Origin of the sequence: Sphingosinicella xenopeptidilytica (assembly GCF_042676985.1) — a bacterium.
GTDB classification, from domain to species: domain Bacteria; phylum Pseudomonadota; class Alphaproteobacteria; order Sphingomonadales; family Sphingomonadaceae; genus Sphingosinicella; species Sphingosinicella xenopeptidilytica.
Map to the genome: position 1 here is coordinate 58,637 of NZ_JBHTIK010000008.1, position 19,316 is coordinate 77,952.

20 protein-coding genes and 1 tRNA gene are annotated in these 19,316 nt (G+C 64.9%); 8 read left to right on the forward strand and 13 right to left on the reverse strand.

Going from position 1 to position 19,316, the window contains the following annotated elements:
- Nucleotides 1-7 precede the first annotated feature (7 nt).
- The 3 genes from ACFQ00_RS12920 to ACFQ00_RS12930 all read right to left on the reverse strand — a co-directional run bounded on the left by ACFQ00_RS12920 (nt 8) and on the right by ACFQ00_RS12930 (nt 3,781).
- Entirely contained in the window at nt 8-1,153 is a 1,146-nt protein-coding gene (locus ACFQ00_RS12920; protein WP_381491455.1) for an amine dehydrogenase large subunit, read from the reverse strand.
- 22 nt (nt 1,154-1,175) lie between these two features.
- The gene (locus ACFQ00_RS12925; protein ID WP_381491457.1) at nt 1,176-1,517 is read right to left on the reverse strand and encodes a c-type cytochrome; all 342 of its coding nucleotides are present in this window, start codon (nt 1,515-1,517) and stop codon (nt 1,176-1,178) included.
- Nucleotides 1,518-1,582: 65 nt separating this feature from the next.
- The gene (locus tag ACFQ00_RS12930) at nt 1,583-3,781 is read right to left on the reverse strand and encodes a TonB-dependent receptor (RefSeq protein ID WP_381491460.1); all 2,199 of its coding nucleotides are present in this window, start codon (nt 3,779-3,781) and stop codon (nt 1,583-1,585) included.
- Between the two features lie 163 nt (nt 3,782-3,944).
- On the opposite strand from ACFQ00_RS12930, the gene ACFQ00_RS12935 reads away from it, so the two are divergent.
- Both ACFQ00_RS12935 and ACFQ00_RS12940 read left to right on the forward strand, forming a co-directional pair.
- On the forward strand, nt 3,945-4,622 hold the full coding sequence (locus tag ACFQ00_RS12935; protein WP_381491463.1) for a TetR family transcriptional regulator: 678 nt from the start codon (nt 3,945-3,947) through the stop codon (nt 4,620-4,622).
- Between the two features lie 63 nt (nt 4,623-4,685).
- A complete protein-coding gene (locus ACFQ00_RS12940) occupies nt 4,686-5,117 on the forward strand; it encodes a hemerythrin domain-containing protein (RefSeq protein ID WP_381491466.1) in 432 nt (143 codons plus the stop codon).
- A gap of 22 nt (nt 5,118-5,139) precedes the next feature.
- Here ACFQ00_RS12940 and ACFQ00_RS12945 read toward each other — a convergent pair.
- Nucleotides 5,140-5,213 (reverse strand) — tRNA-Gly (locus ACFQ00_RS12945).
- A 122-nt stretch (nt 5,214-5,335) separates the two neighbouring features.
- Nucleotides 5,336-5,650 (reverse strand): hypothetical protein, encoded by a 315-nt coding sequence (locus ACFQ00_RS12950; RefSeq protein WP_381491469.1) that lies wholly within the window; start codon nt 5,648-5,650, stop codon nt 5,336-5,338.
- Between the two features lie 312 nt (nt 5,651-5,962).
- Here ACFQ00_RS12950 and ACFQ00_RS12955 point away from each other — a divergent pair, with 312 nt between their 5' ends.
- Complete coding sequence (locus tag ACFQ00_RS12955) at nt 5,963-6,871, forward strand: LysR substrate-binding domain-containing protein (protein WP_381491472.1); 909 nt, start codon at nt 5,963-5,965, stop codon at nt 6,869-6,871.
- 269 nt (nt 6,872-7,140) lie between these two features.
- Nucleotides 7,141-7,533, forward strand: a complete 393-nt coding sequence (locus tag ACFQ00_RS12960; protein ID WP_381491474.1) for a PilZ domain-containing protein — start codon at nt 7,141-7,143, stop codon at nt 7,531-7,533.
- 4 nt (nt 7,534-7,537) lie between these two features.
- On the opposite strand, the gene ACFQ00_RS12965 is transcribed toward ACFQ00_RS12960, so the two are convergent.
- The 3 genes from ACFQ00_RS12965 to ACFQ00_RS12975 are packed head-to-tail and all read right to left on the reverse strand — an operon-like array spanning nt 7,538 to nt 10,066.
- A complete protein-coding gene (locus ACFQ00_RS12965) occupies nt 7,538-7,660 on the reverse strand; it encodes a DUF2474 family protein (protein WP_381491476.1) in 123 nt (40 codons plus the stop codon).
- The gene (cydB, locus tag ACFQ00_RS12970; protein ID WP_381491478.1) at nt 7,647-8,651 is read right to left on the reverse strand and encodes a cytochrome d ubiquinol oxidase subunit II; all 1,005 of its coding nucleotides are present in this window, start codon (nt 8,649-8,651) and stop codon (nt 7,647-7,649) included. Before cydB ends, ACFQ00_RS12965 begins: the two co-directional genes overlap by 14 nt.
- Nucleotides 8,648-10,066 (reverse strand): cytochrome ubiquinol oxidase subunit I, encoded by a 1,419-nt coding sequence (locus ACFQ00_RS12975; protein ID WP_381491481.1) that lies wholly within the window; start codon nt 10,064-10,066, stop codon nt 8,648-8,650. The genes cydB and ACFQ00_RS12975 overlap by 4 nt, the downstream gene beginning before the upstream one ends.
- A gap of 196 nt (nt 10,067-10,262) precedes the next feature.
- Between ACFQ00_RS12975 and ACFQ00_RS12980 the strand changes: the two genes are divergently transcribed.
- Both ACFQ00_RS12980 and ACFQ00_RS12985 read left to right on the forward strand, forming a co-directional pair.
- Nucleotides 10,263-11,078, forward strand: a complete 816-nt coding sequence (locus tag ACFQ00_RS12980) for a ferredoxin--NADP reductase (protein ID WP_381491483.1) — start codon at nt 10,263-10,265, stop codon at nt 11,076-11,078.
- 53 nt (nt 11,079-11,131) lie between these two features.
- Entirely contained in the window at nt 11,132-11,815 is a 684-nt protein-coding gene (locus ACFQ00_RS12985; protein ID WP_381491486.1) for a peptidylprolyl isomerase, read from the forward strand.
- A gap of 13 nt (nt 11,816-11,828) precedes the next feature.
- Here ACFQ00_RS12985 and ACFQ00_RS12990 read toward each other — a convergent pair whose 3' ends face one another.
- From ACFQ00_RS12990 to ACFQ00_RS13005, 4 genes are read right to left on the reverse strand one after another with little or no spacing between them, the layout of a single operon-like run.
- On the reverse strand, nt 11,829-13,004 hold the full coding sequence (locus ACFQ00_RS12990) for a dihydrolipoamide acetyltransferase family protein (protein WP_381491488.1): 1,176 nt from the start codon (nt 13,002-13,004) through the stop codon (nt 11,829-11,831).
- 4 nt (nt 13,005-13,008) lie between these two features.
- Nucleotides 13,009-14,013, reverse strand: coding sequence for an alpha-ketoacid dehydrogenase subunit beta (locus ACFQ00_RS12995; protein ID WP_381491994.1), 1,005 nt, complete (start codon nt 14,011-14,013; stop codon nt 13,009-13,011).
- 13 nt (nt 14,014-14,026) lie between these two features.
- Nucleotides 14,027-15,256 (reverse strand): 3-methyl-2-oxobutanoate dehydrogenase (2-methylpropanoyl-transferring) subunit alpha, encoded by a 1,230-nt coding sequence (locus tag ACFQ00_RS13000; RefSeq protein WP_381491491.1) that lies wholly within the window; start codon nt 15,254-15,256, stop codon nt 14,027-14,029.
- A gap of 17 nt (nt 15,257-15,273) precedes the next feature.
- Nucleotides 15,274-16,329, reverse strand: a complete 1,056-nt coding sequence (locus tag ACFQ00_RS13005; RefSeq protein ID WP_381491494.1) for a Leu/Phe/Val dehydrogenase — start codon at nt 16,327-16,329, stop codon at nt 15,274-15,276.
- A gap of 120 nt (nt 16,330-16,449) precedes the next feature.
- Here ACFQ00_RS13005 and ACFQ00_RS13010 point away from each other — a divergent pair, with 120 nt between their 5' ends.
- Nucleotides 16,450-16,935 (forward strand): Lrp/AsnC family transcriptional regulator, encoded by a 486-nt coding sequence (locus ACFQ00_RS13010; protein ID WP_381491497.1) that lies wholly within the window; start codon nt 16,450-16,452, stop codon nt 16,933-16,935.
- 9 nt (nt 16,936-16,944) lie between these two features.
- Here the strand turns inward: ACFQ00_RS13010 and ACFQ00_RS13015 are convergent, their stop codons facing one another.
- Entirely contained in the window at nt 16,945-17,658 is a 714-nt protein-coding gene (locus ACFQ00_RS13015; RefSeq protein WP_381491500.1) for an HPP family protein, read from the reverse strand.
- Between the two features lie 237 nt (nt 17,659-17,895).
- Here ACFQ00_RS13015 and ACFQ00_RS13020 point away from each other — a divergent pair, with 237 nt between their 5' ends.
- Complete coding sequence (locus tag ACFQ00_RS13020; protein WP_381491502.1) at nt 17,896-19,314, forward strand: serine hydrolase domain-containing protein; 1,419 nt, start codon at nt 17,896-17,898, stop codon at nt 19,312-19,314.
- The last annotated feature ends 2 nt before the right edge of the window (nt 19,315-19,316 follow it).

The window sequence follows — 19,316 nt, forward strand, 5'->3', positions numbered from 1 at the left end:
GGCCCTGTCATTGGCCGGTCACCGGCGAGGGCTGGATCACCGTCATGAAGTCGCCGAGCCCTTCGATCTTGCGGATGAGCGCGCCGGTGATGGCGTCGCGGACCTTGAAATCGGTCTCACCGGGCATGGCGGTGTAGAGGAGCGGCTTCGCGTCCTGACTGACGGCGACGGAGAGTGCCATGCCATCGAGCGGGATGCGCTGGATGCGCGTCTGCTTTGCAGCATCATAGACCCAGATCTCTGTGCCGGGATCCTTGTGCGTGTTGGGCCCGCCCTCGTGCATCAGCACGTAGAGACGCCCGGTGGCACGGTGGTACGCGGCGGTCTGCAGCGCGCCCGGACGCCAGCCGGCATCGGCGGCGGTGATCAGCGACCATGTCTTCGCGAGGCTGGGCACGTCCTTCGCATGATCGATCACGTGCACCTTGCCGGAGGGCGTGAAGAACAACCACTGCTTGCCGGTCCACACACCCTTCTCGGTAACGGGATCGTCGTCCGCGAAGAGTTTCTTCGAGGTCTTGCCGAGCGTGACCTTGCCTTCGGCGTCGAGCGTGGCGGGTTGCAGCGCGCCGTCACCGCAGATCAGGAAGAACTTCGACGGCCCGGTCGGGAAGACGAGGCCGCAGCCCGACGTCACGAACTCGCCGACGGTCTTTTGCGCCTGCATGTCGACGACGGTGACGGACTGCTCGGGCGTGAAATTGTAAAGCACCGCGAAACGACCGCCCGGCATCACCGGCGCCGACGAAATGAACGGCATACCGCTGAAGCGCTTCGGCGGTATGATCGCTTCCGTTCCGGCCTTGAGATCCGCTGTCTTGTAGAAGGTCACGACATCGGTCCGCTCGCCGCGGACACCGCGCGAGAGATGGATCGAGGGCACGCCGAACGTCTTGCCGTCTTCGGCAAGAAGGAGCGAGCCGTGACCGTAGCCGCCGCTGATCATGCCGAGCATCTGGCCGCTGTCGGCATCGAGCAGATAGGCGCGGCCGTCGAGCATACGGTCGAACGAAACGTCGTTCACCCAGACCCAGTGCGGCTGCATCACCTCGGCGAGCGTTTCCTGCGTCAGTTCTTCAGGCTGAAGCTGCGCGGTTGCAGGTGCAGCAACGGTGGCGAGGCAGAGCGCGGTGAAGGCAGTGAGTGTTTTCATATCGGTCCTCCGGCGGGTCAGGCTATTTCCGCGTGGCGAGATAGGCGATGACATTGGCGCGATCCTCCGGCTTCGGCAGGCCCGCGAAGGCCATGCGCGTGCCCTTGATGGTGGCGGCGGGCTTTAGAAGGAAGGCATCGAGCTTGTCGGACGTCCAGACGATGCCCGAACCTTTCAGGGCCGGCGAATAATTGAATTCGCCGAGACCGGCCTTGCGCCCGGCGACGCCGAACAGGTTCGGGCCCATCGCCGTCTTCTTGCCGGCCTCCACCGAATGGCACATCGCACAGCGCTTGAACACCGCCGCACCCGCCGCGGCGTCGCCGGCGGCGTGTGCGGGCACCGATACAAGCGCTGCGATCACGGCCAGCCCTATCCTTGCCAGTCTTATCCTTGAACGCATCAAACCCGTGTCCCTCCCGGATGATACTAGAAATTGTAGGTGACGCTGCCGCCGATCCAGCGCGGACGCGCGTAGGTCTGGTTCGAAAGGCCGAGCACCGACCCGAGATCGAGATTGTAGATGCGGTATTCCTTGTCCGTCACGTTGTTGGCGAACGCAGCGATCACCCAGCGGTCGTCATCCGTTGTGAAGGACACGCGGACATTGCCGACAAGGTGCGAGGCACCAAGATCGATGGGGGCGTTGAAGGTCGAGAAATACTGTTTGCTGTCGTATTTCCAATCCGTCTGGAACGCGAGCGAGCCCGGGCCAACGGGAACGGCGTAGCGCAGCGTACCGCCGATGCTCCATTCGGGTGCCTGCGGCATCTTGCGATCGGCGACGCGGCCGGCGGGGAGCGTGATGCCCTTCACCTTCGTATCGAGGTGCGTGAGGAACGCCGACAGCATCAGGCCGCTTGCCGGGCGGAGGATCAGCTCGCCTTCGAAGCCGGTGACCTTCGCGGGGCGATTGGTGACGAACTGCGACAGGCCATCGAGCGAGAAGGCCTGATAGTCCTTGTAATCATAGTGGAAAACGGAGCCATTCAGCGTGACCATGCGGTCTGCGAACGTCGCCTTGAAGCCACCCTCGTAGTTCGTGAGCACTTCCTGATCATAAGGCAGCGTGGTGGGATCGATCGGCGCGAACGCCTGAATGCCGAAACCGCCGCTCTTCGTGCCGCGATTGGCGCTGACGTAAAGAAGCACATCGTCTGTGGGGCGGTAATCGAGCTCGATCTTGCCTGACCAGTTCTTGAACGTCTGCTTCGCGAGATCGGGGTTCGTGGAGGGGTTGAAGATGAAATCGGTGACGCCGTTTTCAGCGTGCGCGTAATCGTACTTCTTCCAGTCCCAGCTGTAGCGGCCGCCGATGATGAGGCTGAACTGGTCGCTCGCTTTGTATTCGGCCTGGCCGAACACCGCGATGGAATCGGTCTTCTGCGTGCCGCCGTAATTCTCGATGAAGCCGAGGATCGCGCTGCCATCGATCTGGTAGGCGTTTTTGGTCTTGATCTTGAGGCCGTAGATGCCGCCGAGCCACGTCAGACGATCGCTTTCGCCCGCAAGGCGCAGCTCCTGCGAAAGCTGATAGAGATCCTGCGCCGTATCATAATGGAAGATCGGCAGCGGCGACATGTCGCTGTCTTCCGCGTAGCGCTTCTTCAGATCCTGATAATCGGTGATGGAAGTGAGCTGCATGCCGCCGAAATCATGCTCGTAGCGAACGGTGGCGCTCCAGAACTTGCGGTCGAAATAACCCCCGTAATCGAATTCGCCGGTAAAGGGGTCATCGTCGGAATCGCGGTAGCCGAACGCATCGCAGCCGCCGCAAGTTTCCCAGAAATCCTCGTTCGGGCCGAGCGCATAGCCGAGGCCGTCTTCATTGAAGCCCGCCGCGACGTGTGTGTAGAGGCCGCCGCTCGTCTCGTCCTTGTTGCGCAGGCCCTGCAGCTTCACGAGCAGCGTGCCGTTCGGGCCGACATCGGCCTCTACCTGCAGGCGTCCGCCGAAGAAGCGGGAGTTGCCGAGATCCTTGCCGATGCGGTTTTCGATATAGCCGCCGTGATGGTTGGTGGTGAGCGAGAGGCGCGCGCGGACGGTGTCGGAAAGCGGGCCGCTGATTGCGCCTTCGGTCGCGATCTGCCCGTAGCTGCCAACGGTGAGCGTGCCGAAGCCCTCGAACGTGTTCGTCGGCCGCTTGGTGATCGCCTGCACGAGGCCGCCGGTGGCGTTGCGGCCGAAGAGCGTGCCCTGCGGGCCGCGCAGGATCTCGACGCGCTCCAGATCGAACATCTGGCCGCTGATCGCGCCGAGCGCGCTGACGTAGACTTCGTCGTTGTAGAAGGCGATCGGTGCCTCCTGCGAATCGGCGAAGTCGTTCTGCGAGACGCCGCGGATGTTGAACACCGTGATTGTGGGGCTGTATTGCGCGACCTGAAGGCTCGGCACCTGCCCGGCGAGCGCTGTCACGTCCTGCCGGCCCATCGAATCGAGCGCGGCGCCGCCGATCGCGGAAACCGAGAGGCCGATGTCCTGCAGATTCTGCTCGCGCTTCTGTGCGGTGACGACGATCGCGTCGTCAATGACGACGGCTTCCTGCGCCGCGGCCACGGCAGGCGCGAACGCGGCGCCCGCAAGCAGGACGAGCCTCAGCGACGGACGGATGAACGGATTGCTGCGCATGTGGTTTTCCCCTCCCTGAAACGCAATTCGCGTCGTTTCGGGCACTATATTTCGAATCAATTCGATTTGTAAAGTTGGGAAGCGCACCCTCTTGGGGGCGAAAAGGGGTCAATGTTGGAATTGTAACCGGATTAAATTCGAATTGACTTGACGTGGAGGATCAATGAGTGAACGCAAGGCCAAGGCAGGGACAATTCGGACAGACAGGCGGCGTGTGGGCGGATCGGCGAGACGGACACAGGAGCGGGGACGCACGCGCCGGGCGATCCTGGTCGAGGCGAGCCGCAAGCTGCTGCGCGAACGGGAAATCGACGAGATTTCGCTGACGGACGTGGCGGACGCGGCCGGAATCCCCAAAAGCTCCGCGTACCATTTCTTCTCCCACGTGCTCGAAGTCTTCGAGGCCGCCGCGAGCGACATGGAAACCGAAATCCTGAAGGATCTCGACGGCCTTTCGATGGCGGACTGCGCGGACTGGCGGCAGGCGGTCACCCGCTTCGTCGGGCGCGGCGCGGCGTTCTTCAATGCGAACCGCGATGCCATGCAACTGCTGATCGGCCCCAAGACCCCCTCGGCGATCAAGCTGAAGGACAGGCAGAACGACTTTGCCATCGCCGGACAGTTGAAGGACCAGATTTCCCGGAATTTCGAGCTTCCCGAGCTTGCCGACACGCCGGAAATCTTCTTCCGCGCGATCGAGATCGCCGACCTGTTCTTCGGGCTTTCGGTGATCCGGCACGGCCGCATCACCGATGCGTTCACCGACGAGGCCGGGCGCGCCACCTGCGCTTATTTGTCGCTCTACCTTCCCGTCGTGCTGCCGCGCGCGCGGCCGGCCTGAACAGATGCATTAAGCGGATCGCAACGTGTCTCGCCGATGCTGCGCTGCGAAAAGGGCAGGCGCATGGATACACAGACGCTCCGTAAGCAGCACGACGAGATCGGGGAAACGTCCGAGGCGCTGATCAATGCCATCATCACGCGCGATCGTCTGGAGGTTGCGAAAAGCCGCTGGCGGCTCGCGCGCGTGCTGATCGCGCATCTCGCGATCGAGGACAAATGGCTTTACCCTGCGCTCATTCGCGACGGTTCACCGCGCGCTTCGACGATGGCGCTCAACTTCCAGCGCGAGATGGGTGGCCTCGCCGCGGCCTTCAACGCTTACATGCTCGAATGGAGCGAAGACCGCATCACGAATGAATGGGAGGCCTTCCAGACCGCGACGTGGGCACTCATCGAAGCGCTCGACCTTCGCATTCGCCGCGAGAACGACGAACTCTACCCGCTGGCGGACGGGGAGAGGACGCTCGCGCCATCGGAGAGGCGGATCGCCTAGCAGCAGCTGTGTGATGTCGTGCTGGAGCGGGTGAAGGGAATCGAACCCTCGTCGTAAGCTTGGAAGGCTTCTGCTCTACCATTGAGCTACACCCGCGCCCCGAGGCTGCGCCCGCTTGCCACAAGCCGGCGGCAAAGGTCAACGCCGCGCGATGTCCGGAAACGCGAAAGGGCCTTGCCGGGAGTGCCGGCAAGACCCTTTCATCGAGATGCGGATCGTTAGTTGAAATCGCGCTGGGCGAGCAGCTGCGGAGCATCCTCGCCGCCGACCCAGCGGTCGACCGCGGCGCCTTCCCACGTGCCGGTGATGTGGCCCTTGCGCGAAACGCGAAGCGCGAACGTCTTGCCGGTGTCGGGGTTCTCGCCCTTGAGGTGCAGCACGCCGCTCGCGGTACGGCGGCCGGACACCTCGTAGCCCGTGGAGGCGTGGGTGAAATCGATGCGCGAGTGATAGTAGCTGTACGGTGCGGCGGCGGCCGGCGTGGACACGCCGGCGATCAAGCTCGCCGCGGCCAGACCGAGAATGATCTTCATGATGGGTCTCCCTGCTCAGCAAACGATCGGAACCGTTCGTTTGTGCGACGCAGCATATGAAATGGCCCCCCTGCGACCATCGCGACCTTGGCAACGTGGGTTTCCGGTTTTGCAACGATGTGCGTAAGTCTATGGAATGTCTTGAGGCTCGATCAGGAAAAATTCCGAACGAGGTTTCAACTCTTGCCAAAATTATGCTGCGTTGCAACAATATGCCCGCAATCACCGCTCGCAAAGGTGCGGAGCGGGTGGAAGCCAGAGAGGCCATGATGCGTATCCGGTGCCTCGCCGGACCGGTCACGGCGGCGTAATATGCGCCGCCTGCCGCCGATGGGTTCACTTGAAGCGTTCGTCGCGGCCTACCGCGGCGGCACCCTGCGCGCGGCCTCAAACGAACTGAACCTTTCCGTTTCGGCGCTGAGCCGGCGGCTCCAGTCGCTGGAGGCGCACGTCGGGCGGCCGCTGTTCGAACGGCGGCACCACGAGCTGAAGCCGACACCCGAAGGCGCGCGGCTGTTCACGCAGATCGCGCCGCATTTCGATGCGATCGGCCGGATCCTGGGCGAGGTGCGTTCAGGCGGCGAACGCAGCCTCGCGATCGGCGTGCCGCCCTCCTATGCAAGCGCGTGGCTGCTGCCGCGCCTCGCGCGGTTCCGCGCGCGTTATCCCGATATCACGCTGCGCTTCGATTCGTCGGGCGCACCGTTCGAGAAGCTGGGCGCCAGCCTCGATGCCATTATCGTGTTTGCGGAAACCGTGCCCGAGGGCGTCGATTCCTGCGAGCTGAAGCCGCAGGCGGGCTTCGCGGTCTGCGCGCCGGGCCTTGTGGCACCGGGAACGCCGGTGTGCGAGGCACTGCGCGAACACACGCTGCTGCTGCACGGCGGGCTTTCGAAGGTCCTGCCGCTGTGGTTGCAGGCGATGGGGCTCGACGAGCGCGCGATGGCGCGCACCGAACAGTACGACAGCGGCCCGATGCTGATCGCGGCGGCGGAGGCCGGGCTCGGCATCGCGCTGACGCTGGAGGATTCGGTGCGCTTCTACGAAGGCGACGCCCGGCTCGAGCGGCCGTTCGGCGAAAGCGTCGCGACGCCCTACAGCTATTGGTGGGTTTCTCGGAAGCCTGGCGCCTCCGACGTTGCGCTGCGGCGCTTCCGCGACTGGCTTCAGGCCGAATCCGCAGTGCGGCCTGAGGTCGGCGCGCTTTCTGCCACCGCCTGAAATTCCCGCAACAGCCTGAATAAAGAAAAGGGCCGACCCGAAGGCCGGCCCTAATAGTAAATCCTTGGGGAGGATCGCCATTTCTGGCGGGCCCTTTGTTGCACCTGCGAAGGGCCGCTGACCACCGCAAAGTCTGCATCGATCGTTGCAGAAATTGCAACATTGGCAGCAAAATCAACTTCCACGAGTGCATTTTAAGGTTTTGTTTACACTTTTGCGGGCACACCGGCGCTGCGGGGGATCACGGGCTTCGACAAGGGGCGGCTCAGATGATCCAGTTTTTTGCAAGGTTGCAGGGCGTACTTCCCACATGGCGCGGCGATGGCGGCAAAGCCCTCGCGGGCGGGCCGGAGCGGCGCGGTGCCACGCGGTCTCTGGCGCTGTTCTGGTCGGCGCGGATGCGGACGCGGGGGTGGGCGGGCCCGGCGACCGTGGTGGAGATTTCCGCGCGCGGGATGCGGCTGCGTAGTCCGTATTATCCTGAGATCGGTGCGCGCGTGGTGGTGGACCTGCCGGGCAACGCGCCGCTCGCCGGTGTCGTGCGCTGGGCGGAGCACGGCCGATTCGGGATGCAGTTCGACCGCGAGGCAGATGTCGTGACGATCCTGCGGGCGCACAAGCGGGCGACCGGCCGGCATCTGGGCGTCGACGATCCGGCCTGAAGGTTCAGCGCAGCCAGGCCTTCAGCAGCATCGCGACGACGCCGAGCACAGCGACGCTCGCCACCCAGATCGCCGCCATCCAGAGAAGGCGCTTCCAGAGCGGCGCATCGGTCTCAGTGGTAGCCATGGCTGCCGACCTTGCCGCGGAATACCCAGTAAGCCCATGCGGTGTAGGCGAGGATGAGGGGCATGACGAGGACGACGCCGACGAGCATGAACACCTGGCTGCGCTCCGGCGCGGCGGCGTCCCAGATCGTGACGCTGTCCGGCACCACATAGGGGAACATGCTGATACCAAGGCCTATCGTGCCGAGCAGGAACAGGCCGAGCGCGAGCAGGAAGGGCGACCACGTGGCGCGCTTCTTGAGCGTACGGAACAGGAAGTAGGTGACGATCGCCACGAGCAGCGGCACCTGGCTGGTGAAGAGCATGTTCGGCATGTCGAACCAGCGCTGCCAGTAGCGGTGTTCGAGGAAGGGCGTCGCGAGACTGACCGCGATCATCAGTGCCAGCGTCGCGATCGCGGCACGGCCCGCGAGGCGGTAGGCATGATCGAGTGCGCCGCCTTCCACCTTCACGATCAGCCATGTCGCGCCGAGCAGCGCATAGCCCGCGACGACGCCCGCACCGGTGAGCAGGCTGTAGGGGCTGAGCCAATCGAGCCAGCCGCCCGCATAGGCGCGGCCATCGACATCGATACCCTGCAGGATGGCGCCGAGGATCATGCCCTGCGCGAAGGCCGCGACGATCGAGCCGCCGGTGAACGCCATGTCCCAGAAGGCGCGGTGGCCGGGATCGCGCCAGCGGAACTCGAAGGCGACGCCCCGGAACACGAGCCCGAGCAGCATCGCGATGATGAGCGGATAGGTGGCAGGCAGGATGATGGCGTAGGCGAGCGGGAAGGCGGCGAAAAGCCCGCCGCCGCCGAGCACGAGCCACGTCTCGTTGCCGTCCCACACCGGCGCGATGGCGTTCATCGCCTGGTCGCGTTCCTCGCCTTTGAACACGGGGAAGAGGATACCGATGCCGAGATCGAACCCGTCCATCACCACATAGGCGAAGATACCGAAGGCGATGATGAACGCCCATACGGTGGTGAGATCGATGTTGACGCTCATTGCCCGCCCTCCAGCGCGGATGCCGGCGTGATGCCTGCCGTTCGGGTCGGGCCGAGTTCGGTCTCGACGCCTGCCTCGCCGGATTTCGGCCGGTGCGACATCAGCTTCAGGATGTACCACGTGCCCGCGCCGAACACCGCGAAGTAGATGACGACGAAGGCGACGAGCGAGGCCCCCACGGCGGGCGCGGCGAGTGGCGAGGCGCTGTCGGCGGTCCGCAGCAGGCCGTAGACGGTGTAGGGTTGCCGACCGACCTCCGTCGTCACCCAGCCCGCGATGACGGCGACGAACCCCGACGGCCCCATCAGCATCGCGCCGCGGTGCAGCAGCGGCCAGTCGTAGAGGCGGCCTTTCACGCGGGCGAGGAGGCTCCACATGCCGATGCCGAGCATCAGCATTCCGATGCCGACCATGATGCGGAACGACCAGAACACGATGCCGACAGGCGGCTGCTCGTCGCGGGGCACGGTATCGAGTCCGGCAAGCGGTGCGTTCGGATCGTGCTTCAGGATCAGCGACGAGGCCTTCGGGATCGCGATCGCGTAGTCGATGCGCTGCTCTTTGCTGTTCGGGATACCGAAGAGATAGAAGGGCGCGCCCTCCGGATGGCTCTGATAGTGGCCCTCCATCGCCATCACTTTCACCGGCTGGTGTTCGAGCGTGTTGAGCCCGTGCATGTCGCCCGCGAAGATCTGCACGGGCGCGACGAGCGCGGCCATCCACATCGCCATCGAGAACATGATGCGTGCGTGCGGGTTCGCGCGATCCTTGAGCAAATGCCATGCACCGACAGCACCGACGACGAACGCCGTGGTGAGATAGGCGGCGATCACGGTGTGGACGAGGCGGTACGGGAAGCTCGGGTTGAAGATGATCGCCCACCAGCTCTCGCCGGGCAGGAACTGGCCGTTTTCGCCGATGATATGCCCCGTCGGCGTCTGCATCCACGAATTGGCACTGAGAATCCAGAAGGCCGAGATGAAGGTGCCGATCGCGACCATCAGCGTCGCAGTGAAGTGCAGCCTTGGCCCTACCTTGTTCATGCCGAACAGCATGACGCCGAGGAAACCCGCTTCGAGGAAGAAGGCGGTGAGCACTTCATAGGCCATCAGCGGCCCGATGACGGACCCGGCCTTGTCGGAGAACACCGACCAGTTCGTGCCGAACTGGTAGGACATGACGATGCCCGAGACGACGCCCATCGCGAAGGTGACCGCGAAGATCTTCAGCCAGTAGCGGAAAAGATCGAGATAATGGCTCTGCCCCGTCTTCAGCCACAGACCTTCGAGCACGGCGAGGTAGCTCGCCAGTCCGATCGAGAAAGCGGGGAAGATGAAGTGGAAGCTGACCGTGAACGCGAACTGGATGCGCGCCAGCAGCACGGCATCCACGGAACCGAAGAGCGATTCGAACACAGCGGCGACTCCTTGCCGTCAGCCTATCTGTTTGACCTGGCTAACACATTTCGGCGTCCGCTGCGACCGCCGCAATGCGACGCGATGTTCCGCGACGTTCTGTCTCGCCAGAATCGATGGAGGATGATTATTTGCAAATCATTCTCAATAGCGTAGAAGGGTACGCGATTCGCCAGCTTGAGACGAAAGACGACCCATGAGTGACCGCGCCGCGGCAGCCCGTATCCTCGCGCCGTCCGATGCGCTGACCGTGGAAACCGTGCGCGCCGTGCGGCACTGGAACGCGCATCTGTTCAGCTTCACGATCACGCGCCCTTCGAGCTTCCGGTTCCGTTCGGGGGAGTTCGTGATGATCGGCCTGCCCGGCGAGCGGCGGCCGCTGCTGCGCGCCTATTCGATCGCGAGCCCCGCATGGGCGGAGGAACTGGAATTCCTGTCGATCAAAGTGCCGGATGGGCCGCTCACCTCGCAGCTCCAACGCATCAAGCCCGGCGACCAGCTCTTTCTCGGCCGGAAGCCCACGGGCACGCTGGTGGCCGATGCGCTGCTGCCGGGACGGCGGCTGTTCCTGCTCTCGACCGGCACGGGCCTCGCGCCCTTCACGAGCCTCGTGCGCGATCCCGAAATTTACGAGCGGTTCAACCAGATCGTGCTCGTCCATTCGGTGCGGCAGGTCAGCGATCTTGCTTACCGTGCCGAGCTCGAAGGCCATCTCGCGGGCGATCCTCTGGTGCAGGATCAGGCGCTTCTGCAGCTTTCCTATCTGCCGACCGTGACGCGCGAGCCGTTCCGCACCACCGGACGCATCGACGCGCTGATCGAGGATGGCACGCTGTTCGGCCCGCCGCTCACCGGGCCCAAGGCGTTTGACCCTGAAATCGACCGCGTGATGATGTGCGGCAGCATGACGATGATCCGGTCGCTCGCCGCGCGGTTCGAATCGTGCGGTTTTGCGGAAGGATCGAACGCGGAGCCGGGCCATTATGTGATCGAACGTGCGTTCGTCGGCTGAGGGAGGCGGATTTGCGATTCCGCCGAACGGCAAGCCGCACTAACCTTGCCGGCATGATTCGCCTGACCGCCCTTTGCACCGTGCTGCTCGCCGTTGCCGCCGCCATGCCGTCGCTCGCGCAAACCGAGCCGCAGACTGAGCCGCAGACCCTGGCAACGCCTGCCGAAGCGCCGCCCGCGCCGCCGCCTGTGCCGGAGAAGGTCTACGAGACCGTGCGCGTCGCGATCACGACCAGCGAGGGTCCGATTGTGCTGGCGCTGGAGAAGGAGCGGGCGCCGCTGACGACAGCGAACTTCCTGCGCTACGTCGACCAGAAGCGGATGGACGGCACGGTGTTCTACCGCGCCATGAAGCTCACCGACGATGGCAGCTACGGGCTCATCCAGGGCGGCACGCAGGGCAACCCCAAGAAGGTGCTGCCCAAGATCGCGCACGAACCGACGACGAAGACCGGGCTTTCGCACACCGGCGGCGCGATTTCGATGGCGCGCGGCGCGCCGGGAAGCGCGGACGGCGATTTCTTCATCACCGTCGGCACGCTCGATTCGCTGAATGCCGATCCCTCGAAGCCCGGCGACAATCTCGGCTTCGCCGTGTTCGGCCATGTTGTCGAGGGCATGGAGACGGTGCGCAAGATCATGAATGCGCCGACCTCGCCGACGCTGGGCGTAGGCGTGATGAAGGGGCAGATGATCGCCAGCCCCGTGCGCATCCTGACGGCGCGCCGAGCCCAATAAATACGCGATAGCCTCAGCGCGCGAGGAGCAGCGTCGGGGATTCCAGAAGCGCCTTCACCTCGCCGATGAAGCGGGCCGCGTCGTAGCCGTCCACCACGCGGTGGTCGAATGACGAGGAGATGTTCATCATCTTGCGGATCTCGATCGCGCCGCCGCGCACGACCGGGCGCTCGACGAGGCGGTTAGGGCCGATGATCGCGACCTCGGGGTGATTGATGACCGGCGTTGTCGCGATGCCGCCGAGCGTGCCGAGGCTGGTGATCGTGATCGTCGAACCCGAGAGTTCATCGCGCTTTGCCGTGCCGTCGCGCGCGGCGGCGGCGAGACGGGCGATCTCCGCGGCGAGATCCCACAGGCCGAGGGTTTGCGCATTGCGCACGACCGGCACGATGAGGCCATTGTCGGTCTGCGTCGCGATTCCGGCGTGGACAGGTGTGTAGCGGCGGACGATGCCCGCCTCGTCGTCGTAGGTCGCGTTGATCTGCGGGAACTGCGGCAGCACGCGAACGAGCGCCTGGATGAAGAACGGCAGCAGCGTCAGCTTCGGGCGCTCGCCGTAGCGGGCGTTGAGTTCGGCGCGCGCCGCCTCAAGCGCGGTGAGATCGACCTCTTCCACGTAAGCGAAATGCGGAATCCGCCGCGCGGAGATTTCCATTTTCTCGGCGATCTTGCGGCGCAGGCCGACGAGCTTCACCTCGTTGAATTCGTCCGCCGCGCGCGCGGCCGGTTGTTGCGAGGCGGCGAGATGCGCTTCGAAATCGGGGCGGCGAATGCGACCGTAGGGGCCGGAACCTTGTACCTCTTCCAATCGCACACCGGCCTGCTTCGCGAGACGGCGCACTAGCGGCGAAGCCTTCGGGCGGGTGACTGAGGGTTCGGTTGCAGGCAGTGGTTCAGCGCGGGAAGGTTCAGGCGTGCTTTCCGCCTCGGGTTCGGCGGGCGCTTCACCTTCCAGCGCGAATTCGACGAGTGCCGAGCCGATCTGGCGAAGCTGCCCGACCTCGCCGTGGATGGCGACGATCGTGCCGGAGACAGGCGAGGTGAGTTCCACGGTCGCCTTGTCGGTCATCACGTCGGCGAGCGGTTGATCTTCGGCAACGCTGTCGCCGGGCTTCACGTACCACTGGACGAGTTCGGCCTCGGCGATGCCCTCGCCGATGTCGGGAAGCTTGAAGACGTAGTTCGCCATGCCCTTACGCCTCCAATGTACGGCGCAGCGCTTCGCCGACACGCTTCGGGCCGGGGAAATACTCCCATTCGAAGGCGTGGGGGTAGGGCGTGTCCCAGCCCGTCACGCGCTCGATCGGGGCTTCGAGATCGAAGAAGCAATGCTCCTGCACGAGCGCGGCGAGTTCGGCGCCGAAACCGCAGGTGCGCGTCGCCTCGTGGACGACGACGCAACGGCCGGTACGGTTCACCGATCGGGTGATGGTTTCAAGGTCGAGCGGCATCAGCGTGCGCAGGTCGATGACCTCTGCATCGATGCCGGTTTCCTGTGCGGCCGCGAGCGCGACATGGACCATAGTGCCATAGGCGAGCACGGTGACGGCATTTCCGGCGCGCACGATGTTGGCCTTGCCGAGCGGCACGACATAGTGCCCCTCCGGCACCTCGCTCGCCGGGTGTTTCGACCATGGCTCCACCGGGCGGTCGTGATGCCCGTCGAAGGGGCCATTGTAGAGCCGCTTGGGCTCGAAGAAGAGCACGGGGTCGTCGTCCTCGATCGCGGCGATGAGCAGCCCCTTGGCGTCGTAGGGATTGGACGGGATCACCGTCTTCAGCCCCGCGACGTGCGTGAAGATGCCCTCGGGGCTCTGGCTGTGCGTCTGGCCGCCGTAGATGCCGCCGCCATAGGGGCTGCGCACGGTGATCGGAGACCACCATTCTCCCCCCGTGCGATAGCGCATTCGCGCGGCTTCGGAGATGAGCTGGTCGGTCGCCGGATAGATGTAATCCGCGAATTGAATCTCGACGACCGGCCGCTTGCCGTAGGCGCCCATGCCGACCGCAACGGCAACGATGCCGCCTTCGGAGATCGGCGCATCGAAAACGCGGGTCAAGCCGTGCTTCCTCTGCAGGCCATCGGTCGCGCGGAACACGCCGCCGAAATAGCCGACGTCCTGCCCGAAGATGGTGACGGCGGGATCGCGCGTCAGCGCCACATCCATCGCGCTGTTCAGCGCCTCGATCATGTTCATCGTCGCCACGGCGCTATACCCCCGCCTGCTTGCGCTGTTCGACAAGATGCGGCGGCATTTCCTTGTAAACGTCGTCAAACATCGTGGAGGCCGGGATGCGCGCGCCTTCTTTCAAAGTGCCGTAGCTTTCGGATTCCTTGCCCGCCGCGCGAACCACCTCATCAAGCTCCTTTTCGAGCGCAACGTGCTGATCTTCGCTCCAGAGGCCCGCGCCGATCATGTGCGCTTTCAGCCTTTCGATGGGATCACCGAGCGGCCATGCGCCCGCTTCCGAACCGGGGCGGTATTTGCTCGGATCGTCGGAGGTGGAGTGGCCCTCGGCGCGGTAGGTGAAGAGTTCGATCACCGTGGGGCCGAGGCCGCTGCGCGCCCGGCTCGCGGCCCAGCGCGTGACGGCGTAGACGGCAAGGAAATCGTTGCCGTCGACACGCAGCGACGGGATGCCGTAGCCGAGCCCGCGCGATGCGAAGGTCGTGCGCTCGCCGCCGGCGATGCCGGAGAAAGACGAGATCGCCCACTGGTTGTTGACGATGTTGAGGACGACCGGTGCCTGATAGACGCTGGCGAAGGTGAGCGCATGGTGGAAGTCGCCCTCCGCCGTCGCGCCCTCGCCGATCCACGCGGCGGCGATGCGGTTGTCGCTGTCGGCGGCGGAGGCCATCGCCCAGCCGACCGCCTGGCTGTACTGCGTGCCGAGGTTGCCGGAGATGGAGAAGAAGCCTGCCTCGCGGCTCGAATAGAACACCGGCATCTGCCGGCCTTTCAGGCGGTCGCGGCTGTTCGAATAGACCTGGTTCATCATGTCGACGAGCGGCCAGTCGCGCGCCACGAGCAGGCCCTGCTGGCGATAGGTGGGGAAACACATGTCGCCGTATTCGAGCGCGAGCGCCGCCGCGACGGCGACCGCCTCCTCGCCCGTCGATTTCATGTAGAAGCTGGTCTTGCCCTGCCGCTGCACGCGGACCATGCGCGCATCGTACGCGCGCGTCAGCATCATCGCGCGCAGACCCTTTTCGAGCACGTCTGCGGATAGCCCCGGATTCCAGTCGCCGACCGGATTGCCGTCGTCATCCAGCACACGGATCAGCGCCCAGGCGAGATCGCGGATCTCGGCGGGGTCGACATCTTCGGCAGGGCGGCGGACCTCACCCGCGGGCGGCACCTTGATGTGCGACATGTCCGGCGTTTCGCCGGGGCGGCAGCCGGGCTCGGGAATGTGCAGGCGCGAACTGTTCTTCAGCATGGCGGTTCTCTTGGATTTTAGGCTGCGGCGCGGTGGCCGCGCGCGATGATGCGGCGTGCGAGTGCGTCTGCGACGATGTGGGGCGGCGTGGTGCCTGCAGCGGCGGCTTCGAGGATGCGAGTGAGGCGCGGTGCGATCTCGCCGAGGCGCTGCGCGACCTCCTCGGGCGCCTCGCCGAGATATTCGGCGGAAACGTTGATGATGCCGCCCGCGTTCACGACGTAATCCGGCGCATAGACGATGCCTCGCGCCATCAACGTTTCGCCGTCCGCTTCGGTTGCAAGCTGGTTGTTCGCCGCGCCGCAGACGAGACGGGCTTTCAGCGCGGGAATCGTTCTGGCATTCAGTGCCCCGCCGAGCGCGCAGGGCGCGAAGATATCCGCGTCGGCGGCCACGATCTCGTCAACGCCGACGGCGCGCGCGCCGAGCTCCGCCACGAGCGCGTCGACGCGGCGGTGATCGATATCCGCGATCACGAGCCGTGCGCCCGCTGCGCGCAGCATCCGGCAGAGCGCCGCGCCGACATTGCCGGTGCCCTGCACGGCGACGGTAAGGCCTTCGAGATCGCCGCCGATTGCGAAACGCGCTGCCGTGCGCATCGCTTCGAACACACCGCGCGCCGTCCATGGCGAGGGATCGCCGCCGCTCTTGCCCGGCTCGGCATGGAGCCCCGCGACAAAGCGCGTGCGCTCGCGAACGCGCTCCATGTCGGCAACGGTCGTGCCAACATCTTCGGCGGTGACATAAGCGCCGCTCAAACTCTCCACGGCATTGCCGAAGGCCCGGAACAGTGCGGCGCGGTCGAAGCTGCCGGCCGGGCGCTGCAGCACGGCCTTGCCGCCGCCGAGCGGCAGCCCGGCGACAGCGTTCTTGTAGCTCATGCCGCGTGCAAGCCGGATCGCGTCGGCGGTGAGGTCGGCGTGGCTGTCGTAGTGCCAGAAGCGGCAGCCGCCCGCCGCCGGGCCGAGCGCGGTCGAATGAAGGGCGATCACGCCGATCGCCGCGCCGTCCGCATTGCTGACGACGTGGATATCTTCCTGAAAATCGCTGGCTTCGTGCGGCCGGTGGACCATTGGACCTCCCCTTCGCGCAAAAGCCTAACACGCATCCGGCTGATAAAAATTGCTCGTATGTGGGAATCCGGCGATCTAGGGAAAGAGTTATTCTGTAATGATGGGATAGTGGAATAGATCATGCTTGAAGAGCTGGACCCGTTCGAGCGCAAGATCCTTGCCCTCCTCCAGAAGGATTCGTCGCGCCCCACAACCGAGATCGCGGAAGAGGTCGGGTTGTCGCAGGCGCCGTGCTGGCGGCGTATCCAGCGCCTGAAGGAAGCCGGTTACATCAAGGGGCAGGTGAGCCTGCTCGATCGGCGCAAGATGGGCCTCAACACGCAGGTCTTCGCGCAGGTGAAGCTCACGCGCCACGGCCGCTCCAACCTCCACGAGTTCTCGGACGCGATCCGCGAGTTTCCCGAAGTGCTCGATTGCTTCGTGCTGCTCGGGCCGGTCGATTTCATGCTGCGCATCGTGACCCGCGACATCGAAACCTACGAACGCTTCTTTTTCGAAAAGCTCTCCCAGCTTCCCGGCGTGCAGGAGGTGCACTCTATGGTGGCGCTGTCGGAGATCAAATCGACGACGGAACTGCCGATCCTGGAGAGCGACGCGGCGGCGTAAGGCACAGGCCTAGGCGGCTTTCTCCGGCGGCGCCAGGCGGTCGTTTGCGGCAGGCTTTGACCGCTGTGCGGCGGCGCGGGGGCCGGTGCTGCGGCGGGCGTCGGCGTGGCGTTCCGCCGCGCGGATCAGGCTGTCCAGATCCTCCCGGCTCACGTCGAAGGTTTCCCCGAGTTCGCTCAGTGCCTTGTCGATGTCGGCCATTTCAATGCCGGTCGAAGCAGCGGGCGCATCGGCGGCGCGGTGAGGATAGGAGTGGCGCGACACGCGGTGGAATGCCCAGCCGAGCGCGACCAGGAGCAGCGAGTTGAGCGCGACCGGCATGAATGCGAACGCGTAGCCCATCTCGGTGATCTGCGCGCCGCCGATCACCGCCGTGAGCGCGGCCGCTCCGCCCGGCGGATGCAGGCAGCGCAGCAGCGACATCACGAGGATCGCCCCGCCAACCGCGAGCCCGGCTGCGAGCGGGACGTTCGGTATCGACGCGGCGATGCCGACGCCGACGAGCGCGGAGATGGTGTTGCCGCCCACCACGGCCCAAGGTTGCGCGAGGGGACTGGCCGGCACGGCGAATACGAGCACGGCGGAGGCGCCAAGCGGCGCCACGAGGACGGGAATCTGATGCGGCGCCAGCGGCAGATGCGAACAGACGAACCCGGTGAGCGCGATGCCCGCAAGCGCACCGATGCACGCCACCAGCCGATCGGAAAAGCTGGCGCCCGCCATGAGCGGCCTGAAAACCCGGGAACGCACTTTGTTCATGCGGCTGCGGATAGACGCCCGCGTGCGTTCCAAACAACAAATGAAAACATGGCGTTCCCAAACAGAATCTGTCGGAGAGGCTCCGGCAACGGCGTCCTGTGCGCGGCGGAGCCTTTGTGGTTTGGCGTATATACTATTGTGTATAAGAATAGTTTTCTTATACGCTAATTACCATCCGCGTCCCATGAAGAGGAATTCGGCATGAAACAGCCCATGCTTCGCACCGTGTCGATTGTCCTCGTGTTGGTTGGCGCCGCGGAGGTTCGCGCAGAAACCCGTACTGCTGCGGAGGCTGCCGCTGCCGATGCCGCGGCACGCGCGGCGCTGAAGGATGGGCCCTTCGCGGGGATTGCCGTCGCCGTCTCCCGCGGCGGCAAGGTCGTCTATCAGCACGGCTTCGGCTTCGCCGACGTTGACCGCAAGATCCCCGTGAACGTGGACACGCGCTTTCCGGTCGGCTCGATCACCAAGCCGATCACCTGCCTTGCGGTCCAGCAGCTTGCGGACGCGGGCCGCGTGGATACGTTGGCGCCCGCCGCCCGCTATCTTCCCGGCCTTGCCGCACCGGCGCGCGATGTCGCGGTCCGGCATCTCCTCGATCACACCTCGGGCATAGAGAATTATATCGAGATGAAGGACTTCCCCTATCGCAAGCCGACGGGGCTTTCGCGGGACGACATGACGGCGTTCTTCGCGGCAAAACAGCTGCGCTTCGCGCCGGGCGAGAAGTTCAGCTATTCGAATTCGAACACCTACCTGCTCGGCCTCATCATCGAGGCCGTGGGCGGCGCGCCTTACGACGCCTATGTGAAGCGCAAAATATTCGCGCGGTTCGGAATGAAACGCAGCGACTTCGCGGCAGCGCCGGAAGGAGAGGCGAACCGCGCGCTCGGCTATCAGAGCCGGGACGGCGCGTTCACGCCTGCCACGCGCTACGACTGGCTGGTGCCGTTCTCGGCGGGCGCTGCCGTTTCGACCGCACCCGACCTCCTGCGCTTCGCCGACGGCCTGTTCGGAAAGAAGACGGCGCCAAGCGTACGCGAACGCCTGCTTGTGCACGGCACGCTCGGCGACGGCTCGCGCAACAGCTATACGCAGGGCTGTCTTGTCGAAGGCAACCTCGGCGGCGCTCGCAGGTTTTCGCACGCGGGCGCGATCTACGGCTTCTCGGCACATTTTGCGCACTATCCCGATCAGAAACTGTCGGTGGCAGTCGTCGCCAACAGCCAGGGCGAGAATTTCGGCGCGATGACGCTTTCCAACCGCATCGCGCGAATCTTCCTCGGCCAGAGTGAACCCGAACGGATCGACACGCCGCTCGACATGGCCGCTGCATCGTGGATTGCAGGGGAATATGTTGTCGGCAACCGCCGTCTCGGGATCGACCGCCTGCGCTTCTCGCTGCATGACGGCAAGCTGTGGCTGGAGACGGGTACGCCGAGCCGGGGCGGGCAGCCGGGCGAGAAGCAGGAGATCGCGCTCGTCCACCTTGGCGACAATCGCTTCGTTTCCCCGCGCGACAGCGAACAGACCTTCAGGTTCGAACGATCGGGGGAAGGCGCGACGCTGTTTCTGGATTATCACGGCAGCGACATGCCGTTTCACCGCACGGGGGCCTAAAC

Bases quoted from the DNA above. Each gene is read 5' to 3' on its own strand.
- ACFQ00_RS12920 (WP_381491455.1), bottom strand. From the start codon at position 1,153: ATGAAAACACTCACTGCCTTCACCGCGCTCTGCCTCGCCACCGTTGCT.
- ACFQ00_RS12930 (WP_381491460.1), bottom strand. From the start codon at position 3,781: ATGCGCAGCAATCCGTTCATCCGTCCGTCGCTGAGGCTCGTCCTGCTT.
- ACFQ00_RS12935 (WP_381491463.1), top strand. From the start codon at position 3,945: ATGAGTGAACGCAAGGCCAAGGCAGGGACAATTCGGACAGACAGGCGG.
- ACFQ00_RS12940 (WP_381491466.1), top strand. From the start codon at position 4,686: ATGGATACACAGACGCTCCGTAAGCAGCACGACGAGATCGGGGAAACG.
- ACFQ00_RS12950 (WP_381491469.1), bottom strand. From the start codon at position 5,650: ATGAAGATCATTCTCGGTCTGGCCGCGGCGAGCTTGATCGCCGGCGTG.
- ACFQ00_RS12955 (WP_381491472.1), top strand. From the start codon at position 5,963: ATGCGCCGCCTGCCGCCGATGGGTTCACTTGAAGCGTTCGTCGCGGCC.
- ACFQ00_RS12960 (WP_381491474.1), top strand. From the start codon at position 7,141: ATGATCCAGTTTTTTGCAAGGTTGCAGGGCGTACTTCCCACATGGCGC.
- ACFQ00_RS12965 (WP_381491476.1), bottom strand. From the start codon at position 7,660: ATGGCTACCACTGAGACCGATGCGCCGCTCTGGAAGCGCCTTCTCTGG.
- cydB (WP_381491478.1), bottom strand. From the start codon at position 8,651: ATGAGCGTCAACATCGATCTCACCACCGTATGGGCGTTCATCATCGCC.
- ACFQ00_RS12980 (WP_381491483.1), top strand. From the start codon at position 10,263: ATGAGTGACCGCGCCGCGGCAGCCCGTATCCTCGCGCCGTCCGATGCG.
- ACFQ00_RS12985 (WP_381491486.1), top strand. From the start codon at position 11,132: ATGATTCGCCTGACCGCCCTTTGCACCGTGCTGCTCGCCGTTGCCGCC.
- ACFQ00_RS12990 (WP_381491488.1), bottom strand. From the start codon at position 13,004: ATGGCGAACTACGTCTTCAAGCTTCCCGACATCGGCGAGGGCATCGCC.
- ACFQ00_RS12995 (WP_381491994.1), bottom strand. From the start codon at position 14,013: ATGAACATGATCGAGGCGCTGAACAGCGCGATGGATGTGGCGCTGACG.
- ACFQ00_RS13000 (WP_381491491.1), bottom strand. From the start codon at position 15,256: ATGCTGAAGAACAGTTCGCGCCTGCACATTCCCGAGCCCGGCTGCCGC.
- ACFQ00_RS13005 (WP_381491494.1), bottom strand. From the start codon at position 16,329: ATGGTCCACCGGCCGCACGAAGCCAGCGATTTTCAGGAAGATATCCAC.
- ACFQ00_RS13010 (WP_381491497.1), top strand. From the start codon at position 16,450: ATGCTTGAAGAGCTGGACCCGTTCGAGCGCAAGATCCTTGCCCTCCTC.
- ACFQ00_RS13015 (WP_381491500.1), bottom strand. From the start codon at position 17,658: ATGGCGGGCGCCAGCTTTTCCGATCGGCTGGTGGCGTGCATCGGTGCG.
- ACFQ00_RS13020 (WP_381491502.1), top strand. From the start codon at position 17,896: ATGAAACAGCCCATGCTTCGCACCGTGTCGATTGTCCTCGTGTTGGTT.